We start from the raw sequence: 18,535 nt of genomic DNA, 5'->3' as shown, positions 1-18,535 counted from the left end.
GTCGAGCAGTCCACCAAGTACCTGTCGGCGTCTGACTGCACCAGCAGGTAGGGGGATGACGTTCGGGTCGTCGACTGGGGCACGTAGGCCCAGGCTGCGGTGGGCTCGTCCGGCGTTGCAGTGCTCGGCGCATTGCGAACGCGCAATGGTCTGACGCGTCAAACGCAACGCAACGCGTCAGGCCGGGGAGTCCTCCTCCATGGGCGGCATGAGGGCGCGCAGCCATCGCTCCGTCTGGGCGACATGGGCCTCGGCCGCTCCGGCGGCGGCGCGCGGATCGCGGTCGGCGATCGCGGTGGCCAGCACGCGGTGATCCTCGTCGCTCTTGCGCCGCATCTGCTCGCCCTCGGGGAGGGTGAAGATCTGGTACTTGCGGGAGCGGGCGCGGAAGACCGAGAGCAGGGAGCCGACGGCGGGGTTTCCGGCCGCGGTGGCGATCTCGGCATGGAAGCGGTGGTCGAGGTCCGATGCCTCGGTGGGGTCGTCGGTGGCGTCCATGGCCTCGATGAGCGCGAAGAGTTCCCGCACCGTCTCCGGGGTGCTGCGGGCCGCAGCCTGCGCCGCGACGTGGGACTCCAGGACACGCCGGATCTCGTACACCTCCAGCAGACCGGAGAGCGGCAGCAGTTCCAGGGTGAGCGACAGGCTGCCTATGATGTCCTCCGGCCTGAGCTGGGAGACATAAGTACCGGAGCCGTGCCGCGGCTCGATCACCCCCAGGGCCGCGAGCATCCGTACGGCCTCGCGCAACGACCCCCGGGACACGCCGAGTTCCTCGCACAGCTCGCCCTCGGGCGGAATGCGCCCTCCGGCGCTGAGGCGCCCGGTGGCGATCATGTGGCGCAGGCCGTGGAACGCCTTGTCGACTGCGGACATCCGATTCCTCCCGAACGGGCGGGGCGCGATCCCACGCCCTTCGCCGCACTGTACCGATTCATCAGACATGCCAGAGGTATCGATCGGAAGTCATCTGATGATCCACGCTGCCACACCCCTTGATTGCCTGGGATCCGTCATGCAGGATGCCGAGTCATCATACGTGTTCTGGTTGCGATCAGATCTCTCTCGTTTCTGACGCCCCTCGGAACACCCGGACCCCGGCAGATCGGGACACATGTGAGCGAGACCGATGTCATCGCGGCGCCACGCCCCCTGTTGCTGGCCGACGGCCGTCCCGCCGACCGGGCGTGGACGCTGGACCCCGCCATGAGACACCTGAACCACGGTTCCTTCGGCGCGGTTCCCCTGGTGGCACAGGAGCGGCAGAAGCGGCTGCGGGTGGAGATGGAGTGCTCCCCGGTGGTGTGGTTCCCGGCGCTGCCTCAGCGGATCGCCGACACCAGGGTCGAGATCGCCGACTTCTTGGCGGTGGCCGCCGACGACCTGGCCCTGGTGCCGAACGCGAGCGCGGGCATCAGCACCGTGTACGCCGCCCTCGACCGCCGCCGCGGCGGGGAGATCGTCGTCACCGACCACGGTTACGGCGCCGTGACCATGGGCGCCGAGCGGCTGGCGCGCGACCGCTGGGATGGCGAGGTCCGCACCGCGCGGGTACCCCTCGACGCGGATGAGGAGCAGGCGTGCGAGGCCGTGTTCGCCGAACTGTCCGAGGCGACGGACCTCATCGTGGTGGACCAGATCACCTCGGCGACCGCCCGCCGGCTGCCGGTGGAGCGGATCGGCGCGGAGGCTCGGCGGCGCGGGATCCCGCTGCTCGTGGACGGTGCGCACGCACCTGGTCTGCTCCCCGCCCCGCTCTCGGAGCTGACCTGTGATTTCTGGGTCGGAAACCTGCACAAGTGGGGATGCGCGCCCCGGGGCACCGCAGCGCTCGTCGCCCGTGGTCCGCTGCGTGAGCGGCTCTACCCACCGATCGACTCATGGGGTGCAGAGGACCCGTACCCCGACCGCTTCGACCAGCAGGGCACGGTGGATGCCACCTGCTATCTGGCGGCACCGACGGCGCTCGGCTTCATCGAGCACACCTGGGGCTGGAGGCGCGCCCGCCGCTATATGGACCACCTGGCCGGTTACGCCGCGCAGGTCATCGGTGCCGCGTTCACCGAGCTGACCGGCGCCGACAGCAGCGTCGACGTCGGCATGCCGGTCCCCGGGATGCGTCTGGTGCGGCTGCCCGAGGGGCTCGGCGCCACCCGCGTCGAGGCCGACGCGCTGCGCGACCGGGTCGCCGGGGAGCTGGGTGTCGAGGCGGCCTTCACCAGCTTCGGCGGCATCGGCTATCTGCGGGTGTCCGCCCACGTCTACAACACCGCCGCCGACTACGAGTACTTCGCCGAGACCTGCGTCCCCGTCCTGGCCGAGTGGGCCCGCGCGGCTCGCGGGCGGCACGGCACGCCATAGCGGCGCGACACCGTACTCCCCTCCCCACCCCCGACTCCCCAAGCCGCTCCGAGCGCGGCCCGCACCCAAGAAAGAGGTCAGCACGATGAGGAGAAGGACGGCAGCCCTCGCCCTCGGCACCGCCGCGGCGATGGTCCTGACCGGCTGTTCCGCCATGAGTTCGAACGCGAACGGCACGGTCACGCTCAACATGGTCGAGAGCCTGACCAACCCCGCCCGCACCGATCTGCTCAAGGGGCTCATAGCCGACTTCGAGAAGCAGAACCCCAAGATCAAGGTCAACCTGATCTCGCCGCCCACCGAACAGGCCGATCAGAAGATCCAGCAGATGCTCCAGTCCGGCAGCGGCGTGGACGCGCTCGAGGTACGGGACATCACGGTCGGCCCGTGGTCGAACAACGGCTGGCTGTACGACATGGGGAAGGACCTCAAGGGCTGGCAGGGCTGGAACGCCATGACGGAGAACGCCGTCAAGGCGTCCGAGGACGCCAAGGGCCGTACCTTCTTCGTCCCCTACGGCTTCTACGGGCTGAGCCTCTTCTACCGCAAGGACCTGATCAAGGACGCCGGGTTCAGCAAGCCCCCGGCCTCCTGGGACCAGTTGCTGAAGCAGGCGTCCGCCATCAACGACCCGGCGAAGCGCCGCTACGGCTACGCGTTCCGCGGCGGGGCCAACGCCAACAGCAACGTCACCGCCATCATCGAGGCGTACGTGGCCGACAAGGTCGACCTCACCAACGGCTACAAGCTGAAGAACGGGCGCACGATCTTCTCCGCGCCCGAGGCCCTGGACGCCCTCAAGACCTACCTCACACTCTTCAAGAAGGCATCGCCCAAGTCGTCCGTGTCCTGGGGCTATCCGGAGATGGTCGAGGCGTTCTCCAACGGCTCCACGGCCTTCCTGCTCCAGGATCCGGAAGTCATCGCCACGGTCTCCGAGTCCAAGTCGATCTCGAAGGAGCAGTGGGACACCGCTCCGCTGGTGGCCGGACCCAGCGGGAAGACCGTCCAGCCGCTGGCCACCGCCGGGTGGGGCATCGCGAAGGGCAGCAAGCACAAGGCCGAGACCGTCAAGCTGATCGAGTTCCTGTCCCAGGGCAAGGCGTCGACGGACTTCACCAAGAAGAACAGCCTGGTGCCGATCCTCAAGTCGGCGACCGAGGACCCGTTCTACAAGACCGGCCCGTGGTCGTCCTACGTCACCATGACCAAGCACCCCGACACCTATCTCAACGTCAGCCAGCCGCGCGGCGTGACCTGGTGGAGCGAGTGGGAGCAGAAGTCCGACGCCGACGTGCAGAAGATGGTGATCGGCAAGATGTCGCCCAAGGAGCTGCTGACGAGCTGGGACGCGTACTGGAGCAAGAAGTGGGAGCAGGAGAAGTAGGGATGCCCGCCACGTCCGCAACGACGACCGGGCCGAAGACTTCGCGCCCCGTCCGGAAGCAAGCCGCCCCACGGGCCCGGAACGGGCCGCGGGGCGGCCGGAAGCGGGAGTTCACGACCCGCCGGGGCCTGCTCATCGCCGCCTTCATGGCGCCTGCCGCGATCTTCGTGGCGGTGTTCACGTACTACCCCATGATCGCGGGCAGCCAGATGGCCTTCCGCCACTGGGATCTGAACGATCTCACCGACACCTCCTGGGTGGGCCTGGACAACTTCCACCGTGTCTTCTCCGACCCCAACTGGGGCACCGTGCTGGGCAATACGGGCACCTGGGTCATCGGATCGATCGTGCCCCAGCTCGTGATCGGTTTCGCGCTCGCCCTGTGGCTGCGCCGCCGGTTCCGCTTCCGCGGCGTCTACCAGGCGCTGATCTTCTTCCCCTGGGCGATCTCCGGGTTCCTCATCGGCATCCTGTTCCGCTGGATGTTCAACAGCGAGTTCGGCGTCGTGAACGACCTGCTCCAGAAGGCGGGGCTGATCGACGAGCCGGTGGCGTGGCTGGCCGATCCGCACAAGGCGATGATCGCCGTGCTGATCGCCAACACCTGGTACGGCGTCACCTTCTTCGCCATCATGATCCTGGCCGCGCTCCAGTCGGTCCCCGACGAACTGTACGAGGCCGCGGCGCTGGACGGGGCCGGGAAGGCGCGCACGCTCTTCCAGATCACCATCCCCTATATCCGGGTCACGCTGGTGCTCACGGTGCTGCTGCGGGTCATCTGGATCTTCAACTTCCCCGATCTGATCTTCGGGATGACCGGTGGCGGGCCGAACAACGAAACGCACATCGTGACCACCTGGATGATCAAGATCACTCAGCAGGGCGACTACGGCAAGGCGTCGGCGCTCGGTCTCCTCGTGATCGCGGGGCTGCTGCTGTTCACGGTGTTCTTCCTGCTGGCCACGCGCGAGAAGCGAGAGGTGAGGTCGTGATCGGCAAAGAGACCGCGGCCGGCCGGGCCGTCCGGATCGTCTTCCTGGTGCTGTGGCTGGCCTTCACCGTCTTCCCGCTGTACTGGATCCTCATCACCTCGCTGAAGGCGCCGGGCGACATCTTCTCCTTCCCCCTCGCCTACTGGCCCGAGCACTTCTCGCTGGAGAACTACCGCGAGCTGTTCAACAAGGCCGACTTCGGGACCTATCTCACCAACAGCCTCATCGTCGCGACCGTCGCGGGCGCGGTCGCCACCGCCATCTCGATGCTGTCGGCGTATGTGCTGGCGCGCTTCGAGTTCCGCACCAAGTCCGCGCTGCTGACGGCCGCCCTGGTCACCCAGATGATCCCGGCCTTCATCGCGCTGGGCCCGCTGTATCTGCTGATGACCGACCTGAAGCTGGTCGACAACCGGCTCGGGCTCATCCTCGTCTACATCGCCGTGTGCATCCCCTTCTGCACGGTGATGCTCCGCGGCTTCTTCGAGAACATCCCCGACGCGCTGGAGGAGGCAGCGATGATCGACGGCCTCTCCCGGTTCTCGGCGCTGTTCCGGGTACTGCTCCCGGTAATGCGTCCGGGGATCGTGGCGGCGTTCATCTTCAACTTCGTCAACTGCTGGAACGAGCTGTTCCTGTCGGTGACCCTGATGAACAGCGACGCCAACAAGACCGTTCCCACGGCCCTCAACGGATTCATCTCCAGCTTCAACATCGACTGGGGCTCGATGTCGGCTGCGGCCGTGTTCACGATCCTGCCGACCATGGTGCTCTTCGCCTTCGCGAGCCGCCACATCGTGCAGGGGCTCACCTCCGGCGCCGTGAAGGGGTGAGGGCGATGGCCACGATCGACGTTCCGCTGCCCGACTCCGTCCATGTGCTCACCGGTCCGTCCGGTGACCCGCGCACCGCCGCACCGGCAGGGACGGGCCGCTGGACCGTGCCCGGCGCCGAGGTGACGGCGCGACACGATCCGTACGGCGCCCTGCGGCTGACGCTCGCCGCGCCGGGTCCGGAGGGCCTGTCGACCGTGGCGCTGCGCCGGCGCCACCACCCCGGCGGCCACCGCCCCGCCCTGGTGCTCGGCGATGCGTGGGAGCGCTCGTACGGCGAGTTGCAGTGGCGTGGCATCCAGCCGGAACGCCCGCTGCCCTGGTACTGGCTGGGCACCGACCCGGCCACCGGGACCAGTGCCGGGCTGGGCGTGCGGACCCGCGCCGGGGCGCTGTGCTGCTGGACGGTGGACGAGGACGGCACCACGCTGTGGCTGGACGTACGCTCCGGCGGCCTGCCCGCGCTGCCGGGCGACCGGGAGATCGCCGCCGCCACGGTGGTCGGGGTGGCGACGGCTGCGGACACCACCCCGTACGCGGCGCTCCAGGAGCTGTGCGCCGCCATGTCCCCCGATCCGCTGCTGCCCGCGCAGCCGGTGGTCGGCTGCAACAACTGGTACTACGCCTACGGCCAGGACTTCGGCCCGGACGCCGTACTGCGCGACGCGGCCACCATCGCCGAGTTCGCCGGGGACCATCCAGTGCGGCCGTTCTGTGTCGTCGACGACGGCTGGACGGAGGGCGGGGGAAGCGCCCCGGGAGGGCCGTGGGACACCGGCCTGCCCGGGCTGTTCGACGACATGGCGGGCCTGGCCGCGGGCATCGCCGACCGTGGCGCCCGGCCAGACCTGTGGTTCCGGCCGCTGCTGTCCCGGGTGCCGACGGAGGGGATGCGCACGGACACCGGCGCTCCCGGCCGGATCCCCCTGGACCCGTCGCTGGACGCGACGCTGGCGACCGTCGCCGCCGATGTCGCCCGCTTCCGCTCCTGGGGTTTCGAGCTGATCAAGCACGACTTCAGCACGTACGACGTCTTCGGCCGCTTCCACCCCGACACACCGCACGAAATGGCCGGTGCCGGATGGCGGCTCGCCGACCGCACCCGCACCACCGCCGAGGTGCTGGTGGGCCTCTACCGGACCATCGCCAAGGCGGCCGGGGACGCCGTGGTGCTTGGCTGCAACACCGTCGGACATCTGGCGGCGGGTCTGGTGCAGGTGCAGCGAACCGGTGACGACACCTCGGGCCGTCACTGGGAGCGCACCCGACGGATGGGCATCAACACCCTCGCCTTCCGGCTGGCCCAGCACAGCCGCTTCTACGCGGTGGATGCCGACTGCGTGCCCTGTACCCCGGCCACCGAGTGGCCCCTGAACCGTCAGTTCCTGGACCTGGTGGCCCGTTCCGGCACCGCGCTGTTCGTCTCCGTCGCCCCGGCCGCCCGTACCCCGCAGACCGATGCCGACCTCGGCGCGGCCGTCCGGCTCGCGCTGGACGGCGGATCGCCCGGCGGCGTCGAACCGCTGGACTGGCTCGGGACCACGGCCCCGCGCCGCTGGCGGACGGACAACGCGGAACGCACGTACACGTGGTCCCAGCCCTGGGGTGCGTGGCCGCCGCTTCCGCTCTAGACAGCCGTAGACGGCCCTGGCCATTGGTCAGGCGCGGAACGCCATCGCGGAACGCTGGACCGGATCATGCCGACGCGAGGCAACCGACCGCGTCCTGATCACCGGAGAGCGCCACCTGCGCCTTGGCGTCGGCGAGTACACGGAGCACTACAACAGACACCGGCCGCATCGATCCCTCGGACAACGGGCACCAGACCGACTCACCGACCCCAAGCCGCCCATCGCCAGGGACCACACTCGCATCAGTCGACACGATCGACTCGGCGGCCTCATCCACGAATACTCGCAGGTCGCATAGGGTGACACAGATTCCGGCACCCACAGCATCACCACCGCCAGCGTGCTGCCTCAGAGCAGCTTGCGGCCCGGTCCAGGAGATCCGAGACACGGCGCCCCCACCGGTCGATCTACTGTGAAGCGTCATGTGCCCGCTGCGGCGGACCAGTCACCGGTCGATGGTTGGCACACTATTTATCACCCCGACCCTCCAGCCGACCCTCCAGCCGACCGTCTCACGACCGCGCCGTACAGCCCGATACGGCGCTCACGCCCTGGGAGTGCCCTATTGCCACGTTGCCCGAATCGATCACTCACCGTGTGCGGGGCGTCCAGCGGCCGCGAATACGCGACACCTCAACATGCGAGCTCACCAGTCCCGGGGCCGGTGCCCGCGTCCAGAAATGGCCCCCACCGGCGCGGCGTAGGGGCGCGGCGTACGCAGCCGGTCGTCGCTTGGCGGCAGGGTGTAGAGGACACCGCAAGAAATACGACAGAAGATGTCGGTTTTTGTGGAGACAGTGGGGGCGCCGGTCGGTGTCGTGGTGGCGCGGGCCGGGACAACGGACAGACAAGGACCCTCATGCGCGAAACACCCGACGACCTCCACCGGCTCCAAGCCCTCCTTGACGCCTCGCTCTCCCGCTCCACGGCGCACCTGCGGTCGATCATCAGCAGCAAGCGCACACTCACCGCCGAGCAGCTCACTCGCGTGCTCACCGGCATGTGCACGCTCGCGCTGTCCACCGTGACGGCGAAGGGCGAGCCGCGGATCAGCGGCGTGGACGGGCACTTCCTGCACGGAAAATGGCACTTCGGCACCGCGCGCGGCGCCGCCAAGGCCCGGCACCTCGCCGCCCGGCCCGCCGTCAGCGCCGCGCACATGCGCGGGGAGGACCTGGGCGTGTTCACACACGGCACCGCGGAGACCCTCAACCCCCACGGCGGCGAACCGGCTGCCGACTGGCCGGACCTGCTCGCGTACTTCCGGGACTTCTACGGCGACGACGCCTTCGACTGGGACAACGACGTGGTCTTCTACCGGCTGCATCCGCAGTGGATGGCCGTGTTCGCCCCCGATCTCGCCAAGCTCGGCGGGAAGGCGGACGAGGCGTGACACCGGACATGCGCTTCCCGGCCCCACACGCCGCCGGGGCCGGCAAGACCCGCGACACCATCGACGTCGTGGGTGCCCGCACCAACAACCTGCGCGACGTGTCCGTCAGCATCCCCAAAGACCGGCTCGTCGCCTTTACCAGCGGCAGCTTTACCAGGGGCAGCGGCAGCGGCAGCGGCAAAACCTCACTCGCCATCGACACCCTGCACAGCGAGGCCCAACTGCGGTACCCGGAGGGCCTTTCGCCCTTCGTACGCCAGTACATCACCCAGCGCAACCGCCCCAAGGTCGACCGCATCCTCGGCCTCGGCGCCACGCTCGCGGTCGACCAGCGCCGCCTGAACCGCAACCCCCGCTCCACTGTCGCGGGAGGGGCCGCCCCGATAGCCGGGTGTGAGTAGTTGCAGTAGAGGAAGTGCCGCCGAGATTGAATGGCCGTTGAGACCGGGCGGGGGTCAGTGCCCCAGAGCGGCCTTGGCGGCCACGATGACCAGACCGAGTAGCAGGTTGACGACGCCCTCGCCGACCGCCATCCGGCGGGACGCGCCCGCGTTGATCGCGCCGAGGGTCGCCCAGGCCACCTGCTGGGCGATCGCGACGGCGAGCACCAGCCAGGCCGTGCCGGACAGGCCCAGGCCGAGCACCGGACTGAGCGCCGCCGCCACCGCAGGCAGCACCGCGGCCTCCACGATGGGCCACTCGCGCCGGGCCACGCGCCGCACCTCCCGGCGGCTGATCGGCCTGCCGACGATCCGTTCACCGGCTACGTGCGCGTACACGTGCGCTGCCCAGAAGACCACGCCCGTCACCAGCAGCAGCACGATCAGCTGAAGCCGCGGGAAGTCGCCGGCCGCACCGGCGGTGGCCACCACCGATGCCGCGAGCAGCGAACCATAGACCGCACCCGCATAGTCCGTCCGACGAGTGCGGGCCCGCTCCTTGCGCGCGGGTCGCCCCGCCGGGGCCGGAGAACTGCTCACCGACCCAACATAGGCGCCGGTACCGGATTCTCCGGTGAACGACGCCATCCGCTCGGGCCGCGTCCGCGGAGCAGGTCTCGCGGCTCAGTCGTCAGGCTGTGCGCCAGGCGTCACCGGGCGTGTTCCGGGAGGCCCGCCAGCGTGGCAAGCTGATAGCGCTTGACCAAGGTCCATGCAGTCCGGGTGGCGTCCTCCACCCATGCCTGCCCTGCGGCAGACAGGCCGTTCATTGCTCGCATCCACTTGGTGACCCGCTCCTGCGGAGTGCGCTTGTTGTCCTTTCCGAGGTACTTGAGCACGTACACCGCGAGACAGTCCACGTCCCCTGCACTTCCCTGACCGCCTTCGACGCCCTGATGACCGATGCCGGTCTCAAGGTTGTCACCACCGGCATTCGGATACCCCGGATGAACTCCTCATCGAGCGCTGGATACAAACCTGCCGCACCGAACTCCTGGACCGGACCCCGGTCCGGAACCAGAGCCACCTCCTGCACACTCTGCGCGAGTACGAGGCCTTCTACAACGAACACCGCCCGCACCAGGCTCGGGCACGGCTCCCTCCCCTCACCCACGAGCGCCCGAAGCCCATGAGCGCCCCGACTGCTCACCGGCTCCTACCCACCCGAATACTCGGCGGCGTGATCAACGAGTACAGATACGCTGCCTGACCGCCAGCGACGGGTTCCGAACGGCACAGGTGGGTGGTTCTTGTGTCGTCGATATGCACGTAGGGCATTGCGCAATATCCAGGATCCTGGTTACTGTCTCGATATGGACGACGGTATCGATGAGCGGTTCTTGACCAGCAACGGGCTGGCGGCCCGACGGCTGGCTGATGTGCTTCTGGGGCAGGCGGTGGATGCCCGGCTGCCGCGCCTGAGGGACTTCGCCGAGAAGCTGGGCGTGGGTAACGGCACCGTGCAGTCCGCGCTTCAGATGTTGGAGGAGGCTGGGGCGATCGAGACGGTCGCCCGCGGCCACCTGGGGACGTTTTTGGTGCGGGCGGACCGTGCCGCGCTGTGGCGGCTGGCGGGCCTGGGCACCTTGCTGGCGGCGATGCCGCTGCCGTATTCGCGGCGCTATGAGGGCCTGGCCTCCGGGCTGCGCGAGGCGTGTGAGGCAGCCGGGGTCCCGTTCGCGATTACCTTCATGCGGGGTGCTGCGACGCGGGCGGCCGCGCTGCTGGAAGGCAAGGTCGACCTGGTCGTGGCCTCGCGGTTCGCCGCCGACCGGCTCATCGCGAGCCAACCCGTTCAACTAGTGGCGGATTTGGGGCCGGCCACCTATGTCGGAGCGCACGGCCTGCTGCTGCGGCATGGTGTGACCGTGGACACTCCCGGTCTGCGGGTAGCCGTCGACTCCGCCTCACAGGACCAGCGGCTGCTCGCCGAGCGCGCGTTCGCCGACCGCGAGGACGACGTTGTCTGGGTCGAGGCGTCATACATGCAACTGCGTGAATTGTTCGAGCGCGGGGACGTGGACGCCACCGTGTGGAACCTGGACGAGGTCCAAGACCGCCTCGGACCGGGCGTTCAAGTACTGCCGCTCCGCGATGAGATCAACCGTGAGTTGTCGCTGCGCAACTCCAGCGCGGCGCTGTTGACGCGGGCCGATGGGGCCGGGCAACTGGCGGCTGTGCGAGACGCCCTGGATGTGGCCGTGATCTCCGAAGTGCAGCGCCAGGTGCTGTGCGGGGAGCGCCTGCCCTCTTACTGATCTGTTCCGTAACCGCATCGCCAGCACGACAGCCAGGCGCCTGGTGACGGCTGACTTTGTCGAAAGGATGCCCATGGAAGCCCAGCTCGCTCAGCGGATCCGGCTGTTCACCGAGAGCGGCCAAGTGCGGTGGGAGGTCGCCGAGTTCGTGGCGTCGGAGCTCGAGGCTCTGGCCGCCGACGGCCGCCCCGTCACCGAGGAGAGCGCAGGGATGCTCACCAGTCACCTGATGATGGCGCTGACCCGGTTGCTGGACGGCGAGTCCATCGAGAAGACGTCCGCCGATGAGCAGATCGCCGCCGAACTCGACAGCCACCCTGAGGCTGTCGCCGGCGCCCGCGCCGTGGCCGAACGGGCCGAGCGGCAGCTCGGTGCCGCCCTGCCCGACTCGGAGATCAACTTCCTGGCCATGCACCTTGCCGTCCTGGCGCAGCGCCCGACCGCCTGCTGAACCCACCCTTACCCACGAAAGAGAGCTCACGATGATCCAGATCCTCACCGGTGGCGTCGGCAAGGCCGAGGTTGCGCGCACCGTCGAGCAGCTTGCGCTGGACGGCGTCGAGATTGCGCTCAGTAGCGATATGGATGCGGCGATGAAGCTGCGCGCGGGGCAGGCCAGTTACTTCCTCGGCACCTGCCACACCGGAGCCGGCGCCTCTCTCGGCGTTCTCGTCGGTCTGATGGGGAAGGCGGCCTGCCACACCTTCGGGCGGTCCGTTCCGACCGAGGCCGAGGTCAAGGCTCTGCTGGCCGAGGGCACCAAGGTCTTCGGCTTCGCCATCGACCAGATCGACACCGCTACCCCCGTCATCGCGCGAGCCATCGCCGCGCACGCCGGCTGAAACGCCGGCATGGCCCCACTGAGGAACAAGCCATGAGCTCAACGACACTCGCAGCGGGCGGCAGCCTGAGCTTTACGCTGCCGCAGGAGCTGACCGTCATCGTCCTGTGTGCGCTCACCGCGTTCATCTCGCACCTGGCCTTGGCCGTCTTCAACGACGGTGTGCGCCCCTTCATGCTCGACTTCATCCAGGGCCGGTCGACACGCAACGCCACCACGGCGGTGTCGTTCGGGCTGTCGGCCGGGTTCATCTTCGGCCTGGGCGCGCCGATGGCACTGTCCACCGGTGTCCTCAACCCGTGGCTGGTGTTCCTGCCCACCGACATCCTGGGCATCGTCTCGCCCAAGAAGTGGCTCGCGCCTCTCCTGGGTGCGGCGTGGGGCGCGGTCGTCGTCTTCGCTCTGGGCGGTGCCAACAGCGCCGCCCACAAGCTGCCGGTCGATTTCCTGACGGCCATGCAGCAGATGTCGACGCCGATCCTGTTCTTGTTCGCGCTGTTCCCGGCGCTCGCCATCACCAAGCAGTTCGGGCGGGCACGCGGCGGCCTCGCCGCTGTCATCGAGCTGGTGCTCGTGGTGATGACGATGAAGCTGTGGCCGAATATGTTCGCGGGTGCGCTGGCCATGGCGGTGGGCGTGCTGATGCTCATCGGCTTCGCCGTGGCGAGGGACGTCAAGCAGCGCCGCGAGGAGCGGGCGGCGGCTTCTGCCATGCAGGCTGCGGCCGACCCGCCGGATGCGGATGACCCGATGGCGTCGTTGTTCAGCTCCAGTGCCCTGCGGCTGCGTAAGCACCTGCCGTTGTTCATGCTGCTGGGCGCGGGCGTGTGCCTGCTGGCGCAGATGCACATCTTCGGTGGCGGCGAGGCCACCAGTTTCCTGATAGCCAAGGGCGATTACAGCGGGGCGGCCCAGGTCGACTTCTATCGGGTGTTCGGCTTCATCCCGCTGATCGCGACGACCGCGCTGGCCTCCGGCGCGTACGCCATCGCCGGGTTCACACTGGTCTACCCGATCGGGTACCTGCTGCCGAACCCCTACCTCGCGGTGATCTGCGGCGCGCTGGTGTTCGCCGGTGAGGTGCTGACGCTGTCGTCCATCGGCCGGCTGCTGGGTCGGCTGCCGTCGGTGCGGGACTGTTCCGAGCACCTGCGCAGCGCGATCACCGACACACTCGGTCTGGCGATCTTGTTCGGTTCTTTGATGGCCGCCAACACCATGGGCGGCGGGCTCGGCATCCTCATCGTCGGCGGTCTGTACCTGCTCAACGAGGTGATGGGCCGGGTGGTGGTCCGCATGGCCGCGGCCCCGGCCGCGGTGATCGTGGGCGGCATCGTCCTCAATGTCTTGTACTGGCTCGACCTGTTCACGCCGGTCAAGAGCTGACCCGCCGGGAAGGCAGGCACTTTCATGAACCACGTGCACACTGTCACCGGACTCCTGTCCCCTCACCGAGTGACCGGACCGGTGCTCACCCACGAGCACTTGGCGCTCGACCTGCGCCGCGACAGCGACCAGGAAGCGGTCCTGTCCGGCACCCACCACAGTGCCGTCACCTCTGAACTAGCTGAGTTGCGCGGGGAGTTCGGGCTGTCACTGGTGGTGGAGCAGACCTGCCGGGGCATGGGCCGCGACGCTGCTGCCTTGGCCCGGATCTCCCGGCGGTCGCAGGTCGCCGTGGTCGCGTCCACCGGCTGGTACTACGAGCCGTTCCACCTCGCCGAGGTGGCCGCGGCCGGCGTCGAGGAACTGACCGAGATCCTACTGACGGAGATCGAGGGTGGTTTGGACGCCACGGGCATGCGCCCTGGGCTGATCGGGGAAGTCGGCAGCCACGGTGAGCGGCCCAGTGAGCCGGAGCGCCGGGCTCTGCTCGCCGCCGCCCGCGCCGCAACCGAGGCGGGCCTTCCGTTGGCCACTCACGCCCACCTCGGCCGCGGCGGACTGGTCCAGCTAGAGCTGCTGACTGGCGCGGGCCTGCCCGCGCACCGGATCTGCATCGGGCACCAAGACCTGCTCGACGACCCGGACGTGCACCGAAAGCTCGCGGCGGCGGGCGCGTACGTCGCCTTCGACACCATCGGCAAGGACGGCTACCAAAGCGACGAGCGGCGGCTGCGGCTGCTGCTGGCGCTGTTGGATGCCGGGCACGCCGAGCGGGTGCTGCTTAGCTGCGACATCTCCCGCCATGCCTATCTGCGCCACGAAGGCGGCCACGGCTACGGGCACCTGTTCCGCTCGTTCCTTCCCAAGGCACGGGCAGCCGGCATCGATGACGACCTCGTCGACATGCTGACGCGCCGCAACCCGCTGCGCTTCCTGACCGGTTCCCAAGGAGGGGAGATCTGATGGAGGTTCGGCTTCCGGAGACGTTTCCGCTGGCGACTGTTGCGCTGCCCGAGGCACTGGCGCGGCAGTTCAGGCTGCTGGAGTGCACCGCTGCCCACTTCGAGGGCCGGCAACTGTTCGCCACCGACGTCGGCGTGGTCCCCGACCTCGGACGTCCCCGCACCACCGCGAGGGTGGAAGCGGTCCTCGCCGACTTCTTCGGCGCTCAGGCCGCAGCTCTCGTCCAAGGCGCCGGCACCGGCGCCATCCGGGCCGCACTGGCCACGGCGCTCGAGCCGGGCGACCCGCTGCTCATCCACCGCGCCCCGGTCTACCGCACCACCGCCACCACCTTGCGCGGCCTGGGCGTCGAGACCGTCGAAGTCGACTTCAACGACCCGGCGGCACTCGACCAGGCCCTGGCCAGTGGCCGCTTTCGGTGGGCCTACGTGCAGCACACCCGGCAGCGGCTCACCGACTCCTACGACCCAGCCGCGGTGCTGGCGGCCTGCCGCGCCGCGGATGTGCGCACCATCGTCGACGACAACTACGCTGCCTTTCGCGTTCCGGCCTGCGGGGTCGAACTGGGCGCGGGCGCCTCCTGCTTCTCGCTGTTCAAGCTGCACGGTCCCGAGGGCGTCGGTGTCGTGGTCGGCGACGCGGACCTCGTCGAACTCATCCATCGCGACAACTACTCCGGGGGCGGGCAGGTCCAAGGCCACCAGGCGCTGGATGCGCTACGCGCCCTTACCCATGTGCCGGTGCTGTGGTCGGTGCAGTCCCAGGTCTCCACGGAAATAGCCGAGCGGCTGGCAGCCGGCGAGGTCGACGGCGTCGCCGAGGTCCGCATCGCCAACGCCCAAGACCGCTGCGTGCTCGTCCGACTCGACCGGCCCACCGCCCGCGCCGTGCCGGGAGCTGCTGCCCGGCACGGCGCCGCCCCCTACCCCATTGGCTCCAACTCCCGCTACGAGATCGCCCCGCTGTTCTACCGACTGTCCAGCTCATCGCTGGCCGACGCCCCCCACCTGGCTGACTGGACGGTGCGCATCAACCCGATGCGGTCCGGTCCCGACCTCGTGCTGGACATCCTGCGCCGCACGCTACGCGACCTTGACCGCCCGCGTTCCCTCAAGGACTGACCGTTGTTCCTCGACACCGTCCTCACGCGCAACTCGCGCCTCGCCGAGACCGCCGCCGCACTCCACTGCGACGGGCACATCCCGCCCGACACGTACGTGATGGACCTCGACGCCATCGAGGAAAATGCCCAACTGCTGGCCCGCGAGGCCGATCGGCTGGGCTTGACCTTGTGGTTCGTCATCAAGCAAGTCGGCCGCAACCCTGAGCTGATCAAGGCCATCGCCCGGCACATCCCGAAGTTCGCAGCCATCGACCCGCCCGAGGCCCGCATCCTGCACGCGGCAGGCGCACAGGCGGGCAACCTGGGGCACCTGGTGCAGATCCCGCATCGTGCACTGCCGCAGATGCTCGCCTGGCGGCCGGAAGCTGTCACCGTCTTCGACACCGCCAACGCCCGCGCCGTCTCCGACGCCGCCGCGCGCCAGGGCATGGTCCAAGACATCTTGGTGCGGATCGAAGGGGCGCCCGGCTCCGTCTACCCCGGGCAGGAGGGCGGCGTCGCCCCGGAGCGACTGGACGCCTTCGCCGCCGAGATCGAGCAGCTACCCGGTGTACGCATCGCCGGCGTCACTGCGTTCCCCTGCGTGCTGTGCGACCCCGTCAGCGGCAAGGCGCAGCCCACCCCCAACTTCGACCGCGCCCTGGCGGCCCGCGCCTTGCTGGCCGAGCGCGGCCACACCCGCCTCAAGCTCAGCGCGCCCAGCGCCACCTCCACCGCCACGCTACCGCTGCTCGCCCAGTTGGGCGCCACGCACGGCGAGCCGGGCCACGCCCTGACCGGTACCACGCCGCTGCACGCCACCGACGTGGACCAGCCCGAGAAGCCCGCCTACGTCTACATCAGCGAGGTCGCCCACATTCTCGCCGATGGCCGCCCGGCCCTCTTCGGCGGCGGCTTCTACCCGCGCGGTGCCATCACCGGCGCCTACCTGCCGCGCTCGGGGACAAGGCTGCCGCTACAGCACGCCCCGGCCGAAAACATCGACTACTACCGGCTGCTGGCCAGACCCGACCACCCGCAGGCGGCACGAGTCGGCGACACCGCCGTCCTGGCCTTCCGCACCCAGATCTTTGTCACCCGCAGCAACGTCGCTGTCGTCAGCGGGCTCTCCACCGGCCAACCGAAACTGAACGGCCTGTACGACCCGCTCGGCCGGGCCGTGTGAGGAGCAGTCAGCTATGAGCAAGACCGTCATCGTCGTCGTCGACGGGCTCGGCGTCGGGGCCATGCCCGACGCGGGCGCGCTGCGCCCCGGCGACCTGTACGCCGACACTCTCGGGCACACACTCGACCGCTGTCACACCGTCAGTGGGCGGCCACTGCGACTGCCCAGTCTCGGGGCGCTGGGACTGGGCCTTCTGCGCCCGCATCCGGACTTGGCCAGCCACACCCGGCTGCCCGTCGCCGTTGGCCGGGCTGCCCTCGGCTACCCAGGCGCCGACACCTTCGCCGGCCACCAGACCATGATGGGCGCCGACTTCAGCCAGGTGACCGTCTCCCGGCTCGGCGAGTGCCTTGATCAGGTGGCCGCCGCACTGGCCGCGGCCGGACACAGCGTCGAGCGGCTCGACGGCCGACCGCTGCTTCTGGTGGACAAAGCGGTCCTCGTGCACGACAACCTGGAGGCCGACCCGGGCATCAATTGGAACGCCTCCGGCCGCCTGGAGGACCTGCGGTTCGAGCAAATCCTCGCCATCGCCCGCACCGTCCGCCAGATCGCGCCCATCGCCCGCGTTATCGCTGTCGGCGGTCACGCAGACGGCCCGCTGCTCCGCTACGTGCGTGACGGCGACGGCGGCGTCGTCGGCCTGGACACTCCAGCCACCGGCTTCTATCGCAACGCAGGGCTGCAGGTGCAACACTTGGGCGCGTCGCTGGACCACACCCGGCAACTGCCCGACTTCGCCGCCCGCGCGGGCATCCCGGTCACCCTGATCGGCAAAGCCGCCGACATCCTCGCCTGCGACGCGGCCGTACGACGCCCCGCGGTGCCGACCGCCGACGTCCTCGCCCACACCCTCCAAGCCTCGCGGGCCGACGGTGACGCCCTGGTCGTCGCCAACGTCCAAGAGACCGACCTGGCCGGCCACCAGCAAGACCCCGCCCGCTACGGCAGGCTGCTGGAGCAGGTCGATGCGGGTCTGGCCGAACTGATCGCCCTTCTCGACACCCCTGGCGACCGCCTCATCGTCACCGGCGACCACGGCAACGACCCCACCATCGGCCACGCCTACCACACCCGCGAATACGTCCCGGTGCTCGTCCACCGTCCGGAAGCCGACAGTCTCCAGCACCTGCCGGACGCGCACAGCCTCGCCGACATCGGCGCTACCGCCGCAGCCGCCCTCGGCCTGGACCCGACCGCCCTCGCCAACGGCACACCCCTGCGCCCGCTGCGGGACCAGCCCGTCGCCTGAAAGTGTCGACGGACGAAGGCGGCAAGAGGCCCTCAGCCGCCCCACCACTCCGGTCAGCCCCTGGCCACCACCCCCTCATAGAGGAGTTGATCTCATGCCTCAGCGCACGGTCGCTGTCGGCTCCCGCAGCGGGCTGCACGCCCGTCCGGCCTCGCTGTTCGTCCAGGCCGCCGCCCGGCAACCGGTCAAGGTGACCGTCGCCCGCGACGGCCGAGCCCCGGTTGACGCCCGCAGTCTGCTGTCCGTGCTCGCCTTGGGTGCCCAGCACGGCGACCGAGTGCTTCTCGCCGCCGAGGGCGACGGCGCGGAAGCGGCGATAGCGGAGCTGGCCGCCCTGGTCTCCCGTGACCTGGATGCCGAGGAGCAGCGGTGACTGCCGCAATATTGACCGGTATCGGGGTAGGCGGGCGGGAGCGTGGCCGGACCCGTCGCCCGGGTGGCGCCCGTACCGGCCCTGCCCGCGCCGCGCACCATCGATGAGGCGGACGCCCCGGCCGAGGCCGCCGCGGC

General features: G+C 69.4%; 21 protein-coding genes. 18 read left to right on the top strand and 3 right to left on the bottom strand.

The genetic code is table 11. The features are described from left to right. Positions 1 to 177: 177 nt before the first annotated feature. On the bottom strand, positions 178 to 876 hold the full coding sequence (locus tag KN815_RS01200) for a FadR/GntR family transcriptional regulator (RefSeq protein WP_216339291.1): 699 nt from the start codon (positions 874 to 876) through the stop codon (positions 178 to 180). A gap of 240 nt (positions 877 to 1,116) precedes the next feature. On the opposite strand from KN815_RS01200, the gene KN815_RS01195 reads away from it, so the two are divergent. The 8 genes from KN815_RS01195 (at position 1,117) to KN815_RS01160 (ending at position 8,998) form a co-directional block, all read left to right on the top strand. Then, positions 1,117 to 2,361, top strand: coding sequence for an aminotransferase class V-fold PLP-dependent enzyme (locus KN815_RS01195; RefSeq protein ID WP_216339289.1), 1,245 nt, complete (start codon positions 1,117 to 1,119; stop codon positions 2,359 to 2,361). Between the two features lie 85 nt (positions 2,362 to 2,446). Continuing rightward, the gene (locus tag KN815_RS01190; protein WP_216339287.1) at positions 2,447 to 3,748 is read left to right on the top strand and encodes an ABC transporter substrate-binding protein; all 1,302 of its coding nucleotides are present in this window, start codon (positions 2,447 to 2,449) and stop codon (positions 3,746 to 3,748) included. A 2-nt stretch (positions 3,749 to 3,750) separates the two neighbouring features. Further along, complete coding sequence (locus KN815_RS01185; protein ID WP_216339285.1) at positions 3,751 to 4,740, top strand: carbohydrate ABC transporter permease; 990 nt, start codon at positions 3,751 to 3,753, stop codon at positions 4,738 to 4,740. Continuing rightward, positions 4,737 to 5,573: a carbohydrate ABC transporter permease gene (locus KN815_RS01180; protein WP_216339284.1), complete on the top strand. Its 837-nt coding sequence runs from the start codon at positions 4,737 to 4,739 to the stop codon at positions 5,571 to 5,573. The genes KN815_RS01185 and KN815_RS01180 overlap by 4 nt, the downstream gene beginning before the upstream one ends. Positions 5,574 to 5,578: 5 nt before the next feature. Continuing rightward, on the top strand, positions 5,579 to 7,204 hold the full coding sequence (locus tag KN815_RS01175; protein WP_216339282.1) for an alpha-amylase family protein: 1,626 nt from the start codon (positions 5,579 to 5,581) through the stop codon (positions 7,202 to 7,204). A 16-nt stretch (positions 7,205 to 7,220) separates the two neighbouring features. Then, on the top strand, positions 7,221 to 7,502 hold the full coding sequence (locus KN815_RS01170; RefSeq protein ID WP_308403625.1) for an integrase core domain-containing protein: 282 nt from the start codon (positions 7,221 to 7,223) through the stop codon (positions 7,500 to 7,502). A gap of 561 nt (positions 7,503 to 8,063) precedes the next feature. Beyond that, positions 8,064 to 8,597, top strand: a complete 534-nt coding sequence (locus KN815_RS01165) for a pyridoxamine 5'-phosphate oxidase family protein (RefSeq protein ID WP_216339280.1) — start codon at positions 8,064 to 8,066, stop codon at positions 8,595 to 8,597. Then, a complete protein-coding gene (locus KN815_RS01160; protein ID WP_253208666.1) occupies positions 8,594 to 8,998 on the top strand; it encodes a P-loop NTPase family protein in 405 nt (134 codons plus the stop codon). Before KN815_RS01165 ends, KN815_RS01160 begins: the two co-directional genes overlap by 4 nt. Before the next feature lie 54 nt (positions 8,999 to 9,052). On the opposite strand, the gene KN815_RS01155 is transcribed toward KN815_RS01160, so the two are convergent. Next, positions 9,053 to 9,577 carry a hypothetical protein gene (locus KN815_RS01155; protein WP_216339278.1) on the bottom strand — a complete coding sequence of 175 codons (525 nt, stop codon included), beginning with the start codon at positions 9,575 to 9,577 and terminating at the stop codon, positions 9,053 to 9,055. Between the two features lie 110 nt (positions 9,578 to 9,687). Continuing rightward, on the bottom strand, positions 9,688 to 9,897 hold the full coding sequence (locus KN815_RS01150; protein ID WP_216339276.1) for a hypothetical protein: 210 nt from the start codon (positions 9,895 to 9,897) through the stop codon (positions 9,688 to 9,690). Positions 9,898 to 9,902: 5 nt separating this feature from the next. Between KN815_RS01150 and KN815_RS51795 the strand changes: the two genes are divergently transcribed. The 10 genes from KN815_RS51795 to KN815_RS01100 all read left to right on the top strand — a co-directional run bounded on the left by KN815_RS51795 (position 9,903) and on the right by KN815_RS01100 (position 18,398). Then, entirely contained in the window at positions 9,903 to 10,247 is a 345-nt protein-coding gene (locus KN815_RS51795) for an integrase core domain-containing protein (protein ID WP_308403624.1), read from the top strand. Positions 10,248 to 10,350: 103 nt separating this feature from the next. Continuing rightward, the gene (gene yhfZ / locus KN815_RS01140) at positions 10,351 to 11,295 is read left to right on the top strand and encodes a GntR family transcriptional regulator YhfZ (RefSeq protein WP_216339274.1); all 945 of its coding nucleotides are present in this window, start codon (positions 10,351 to 10,353) and stop codon (positions 11,293 to 11,295) included. Between the two features lie 73 nt (positions 11,296 to 11,368). Further along, a complete protein-coding gene (locus KN815_RS01135; RefSeq protein WP_216339272.1) occupies positions 11,369 to 11,746 on the top strand; it encodes a PRD domain-containing protein in 378 nt (125 codons plus the stop codon). 31 nt (positions 11,747 to 11,777) lie between these two features. Beyond that, positions 11,778 to 12,137, top strand: a complete 360-nt coding sequence (locus KN815_RS01130) for a DUF2620 domain-containing protein (RefSeq protein WP_216339270.1) — start codon at positions 11,778 to 11,780, stop codon at positions 12,135 to 12,137. A gap of 32 nt (positions 12,138 to 12,169) precedes the next feature. Next, entirely contained in the window at positions 12,170 to 13,522 is a 1,353-nt protein-coding gene (locus tag KN815_RS01125) for a YhfT family protein (RefSeq protein WP_216339268.1), read from the top strand. A gap of 24 nt (positions 13,523 to 13,546) precedes the next feature. Continuing rightward, a complete protein-coding gene (locus tag KN815_RS01120; RefSeq protein WP_216339266.1) occupies positions 13,547 to 14,485 on the top strand; it encodes a phosphotriesterase family protein in 939 nt (312 codons plus the stop codon). Further along, on the top strand, positions 14,485 to 15,606 hold the full coding sequence (locus tag KN815_RS01115) for an aminotransferase class I/II-fold pyridoxal phosphate-dependent enzyme (protein WP_216339264.1): 1,122 nt from the start codon (positions 14,485 to 14,487) through the stop codon (positions 15,604 to 15,606). The genes KN815_RS01120 and KN815_RS01115 overlap by 1 nt, the downstream gene beginning before the upstream one ends. Positions 15,607 to 15,609: 3 nt before the next feature. Continuing rightward, positions 15,610 to 16,773, top strand: a complete 1,164-nt coding sequence (locus tag KN815_RS01110) for an alanine racemase (protein ID WP_216339262.1) — start codon at positions 15,610 to 15,612, stop codon at positions 16,771 to 16,773. A gap of 13 nt (positions 16,774 to 16,786) precedes the next feature. Beyond that, positions 16,787 to 18,025, top strand: a complete 1,239-nt coding sequence (locus KN815_RS01105; RefSeq protein WP_216339261.1) for a phosphopentomutase — start codon at positions 16,787 to 16,789, stop codon at positions 18,023 to 18,025. Positions 18,026 to 18,119: 94 nt separating this feature from the next. Further along, on the top strand, positions 18,120 to 18,398 hold the full coding sequence (locus KN815_RS01100) for an HPr family phosphocarrier protein (RefSeq protein WP_216339259.1): 279 nt from the start codon (positions 18,120 to 18,122) through the stop codon (positions 18,396 to 18,398). The last annotated feature ends 137 nt before the right edge of the window (positions 18,399 to 18,535 follow it).

The sequence above is a fragment of the Streptomyces niphimycinicus genome, assembly GCF_018883605.1.
GTDB classification, from domain to species: domain Bacteria; phylum Actinomycetota; class Actinomycetes; order Streptomycetales; family Streptomycetaceae; genus Streptomyces; species Streptomyces niphimycinicus.
The sequence above is the reverse complement of the archived record's forward strand: the minus strand, read 5'-3'. Positions and strand labels throughout refer to the sequence as shown.

What these genes read in the sequence shown, in the direction of transcription:
- KN815_RS01200 (WP_216339291.1), bottom strand. Translation starts at nt 876, where the DNA reads ATGTCCGCAGTCGACAAGGCGTTCCACGGCCTGCGCCACATGATCGCC.
- KN815_RS01190 (WP_216339287.1), top strand. Translation starts at nt 2,447, where the DNA reads ATGAGGAGAAGGACGGCAGCCCTCGCCCTCGGCACCGCCGCGGCGATG.
- KN815_RS01185 (WP_216339285.1), top strand. Translation starts at nt 3,751, where the DNA reads ATGCCCGCCACGTCCGCAACGACGACCGGGCCGAAGACTTCGCGCCCC.
- KN815_RS01175 (WP_216339282.1), top strand. Translation starts at nt 5,579, where the DNA reads ATGGCCACGATCGACGTTCCGCTGCCCGACTCCGTCCATGTGCTCACC.
- KN815_RS01165 (WP_216339280.1), top strand. Translation starts at nt 8,064, where the DNA reads ATGCGCGAAACACCCGACGACCTCCACCGGCTCCAAGCCCTCCTTGAC.
- yhfZ (WP_216339274.1), top strand. Translation starts at nt 10,351, where the DNA reads ATGGACGACGGTATCGATGAGCGGTTCTTGACCAGCAACGGGCTGGCG.
- KN815_RS01135 (WP_216339272.1), top strand. Translation starts at nt 11,369, where the DNA reads ATGGAAGCCCAGCTCGCTCAGCGGATCCGGCTGTTCACCGAGAGCGGC.
- KN815_RS01130 (WP_216339270.1), top strand. Translation starts at nt 11,778, where the DNA reads ATGATCCAGATCCTCACCGGTGGCGTCGGCAAGGCCGAGGTTGCGCGC.
- KN815_RS01125 (WP_216339268.1), top strand. Translation starts at nt 12,170, where the DNA reads ATGAGCTCAACGACACTCGCAGCGGGCGGCAGCCTGAGCTTTACGCTG.
- KN815_RS01120 (WP_216339266.1), top strand. Translation starts at nt 13,547, where the DNA reads ATGAACCACGTGCACACTGTCACCGGACTCCTGTCCCCTCACCGAGTG.
- KN815_RS01115 (WP_216339264.1), top strand. Translation starts at nt 14,485, where the DNA reads ATGGAGGTTCGGCTTCCGGAGACGTTTCCGCTGGCGACTGTTGCGCTG.
- KN815_RS01105 (WP_216339261.1), top strand. Translation starts at nt 16,787, where the DNA reads ATGAGCAAGACCGTCATCGTCGTCGTCGACGGGCTCGGCGTCGGGGCC.
- KN815_RS01100 (WP_216339259.1), top strand. Translation starts at nt 18,120, where the DNA reads ATGCCTCAGCGCACGGTCGCTGTCGGCTCCCGCAGCGGGCTGCACGCC.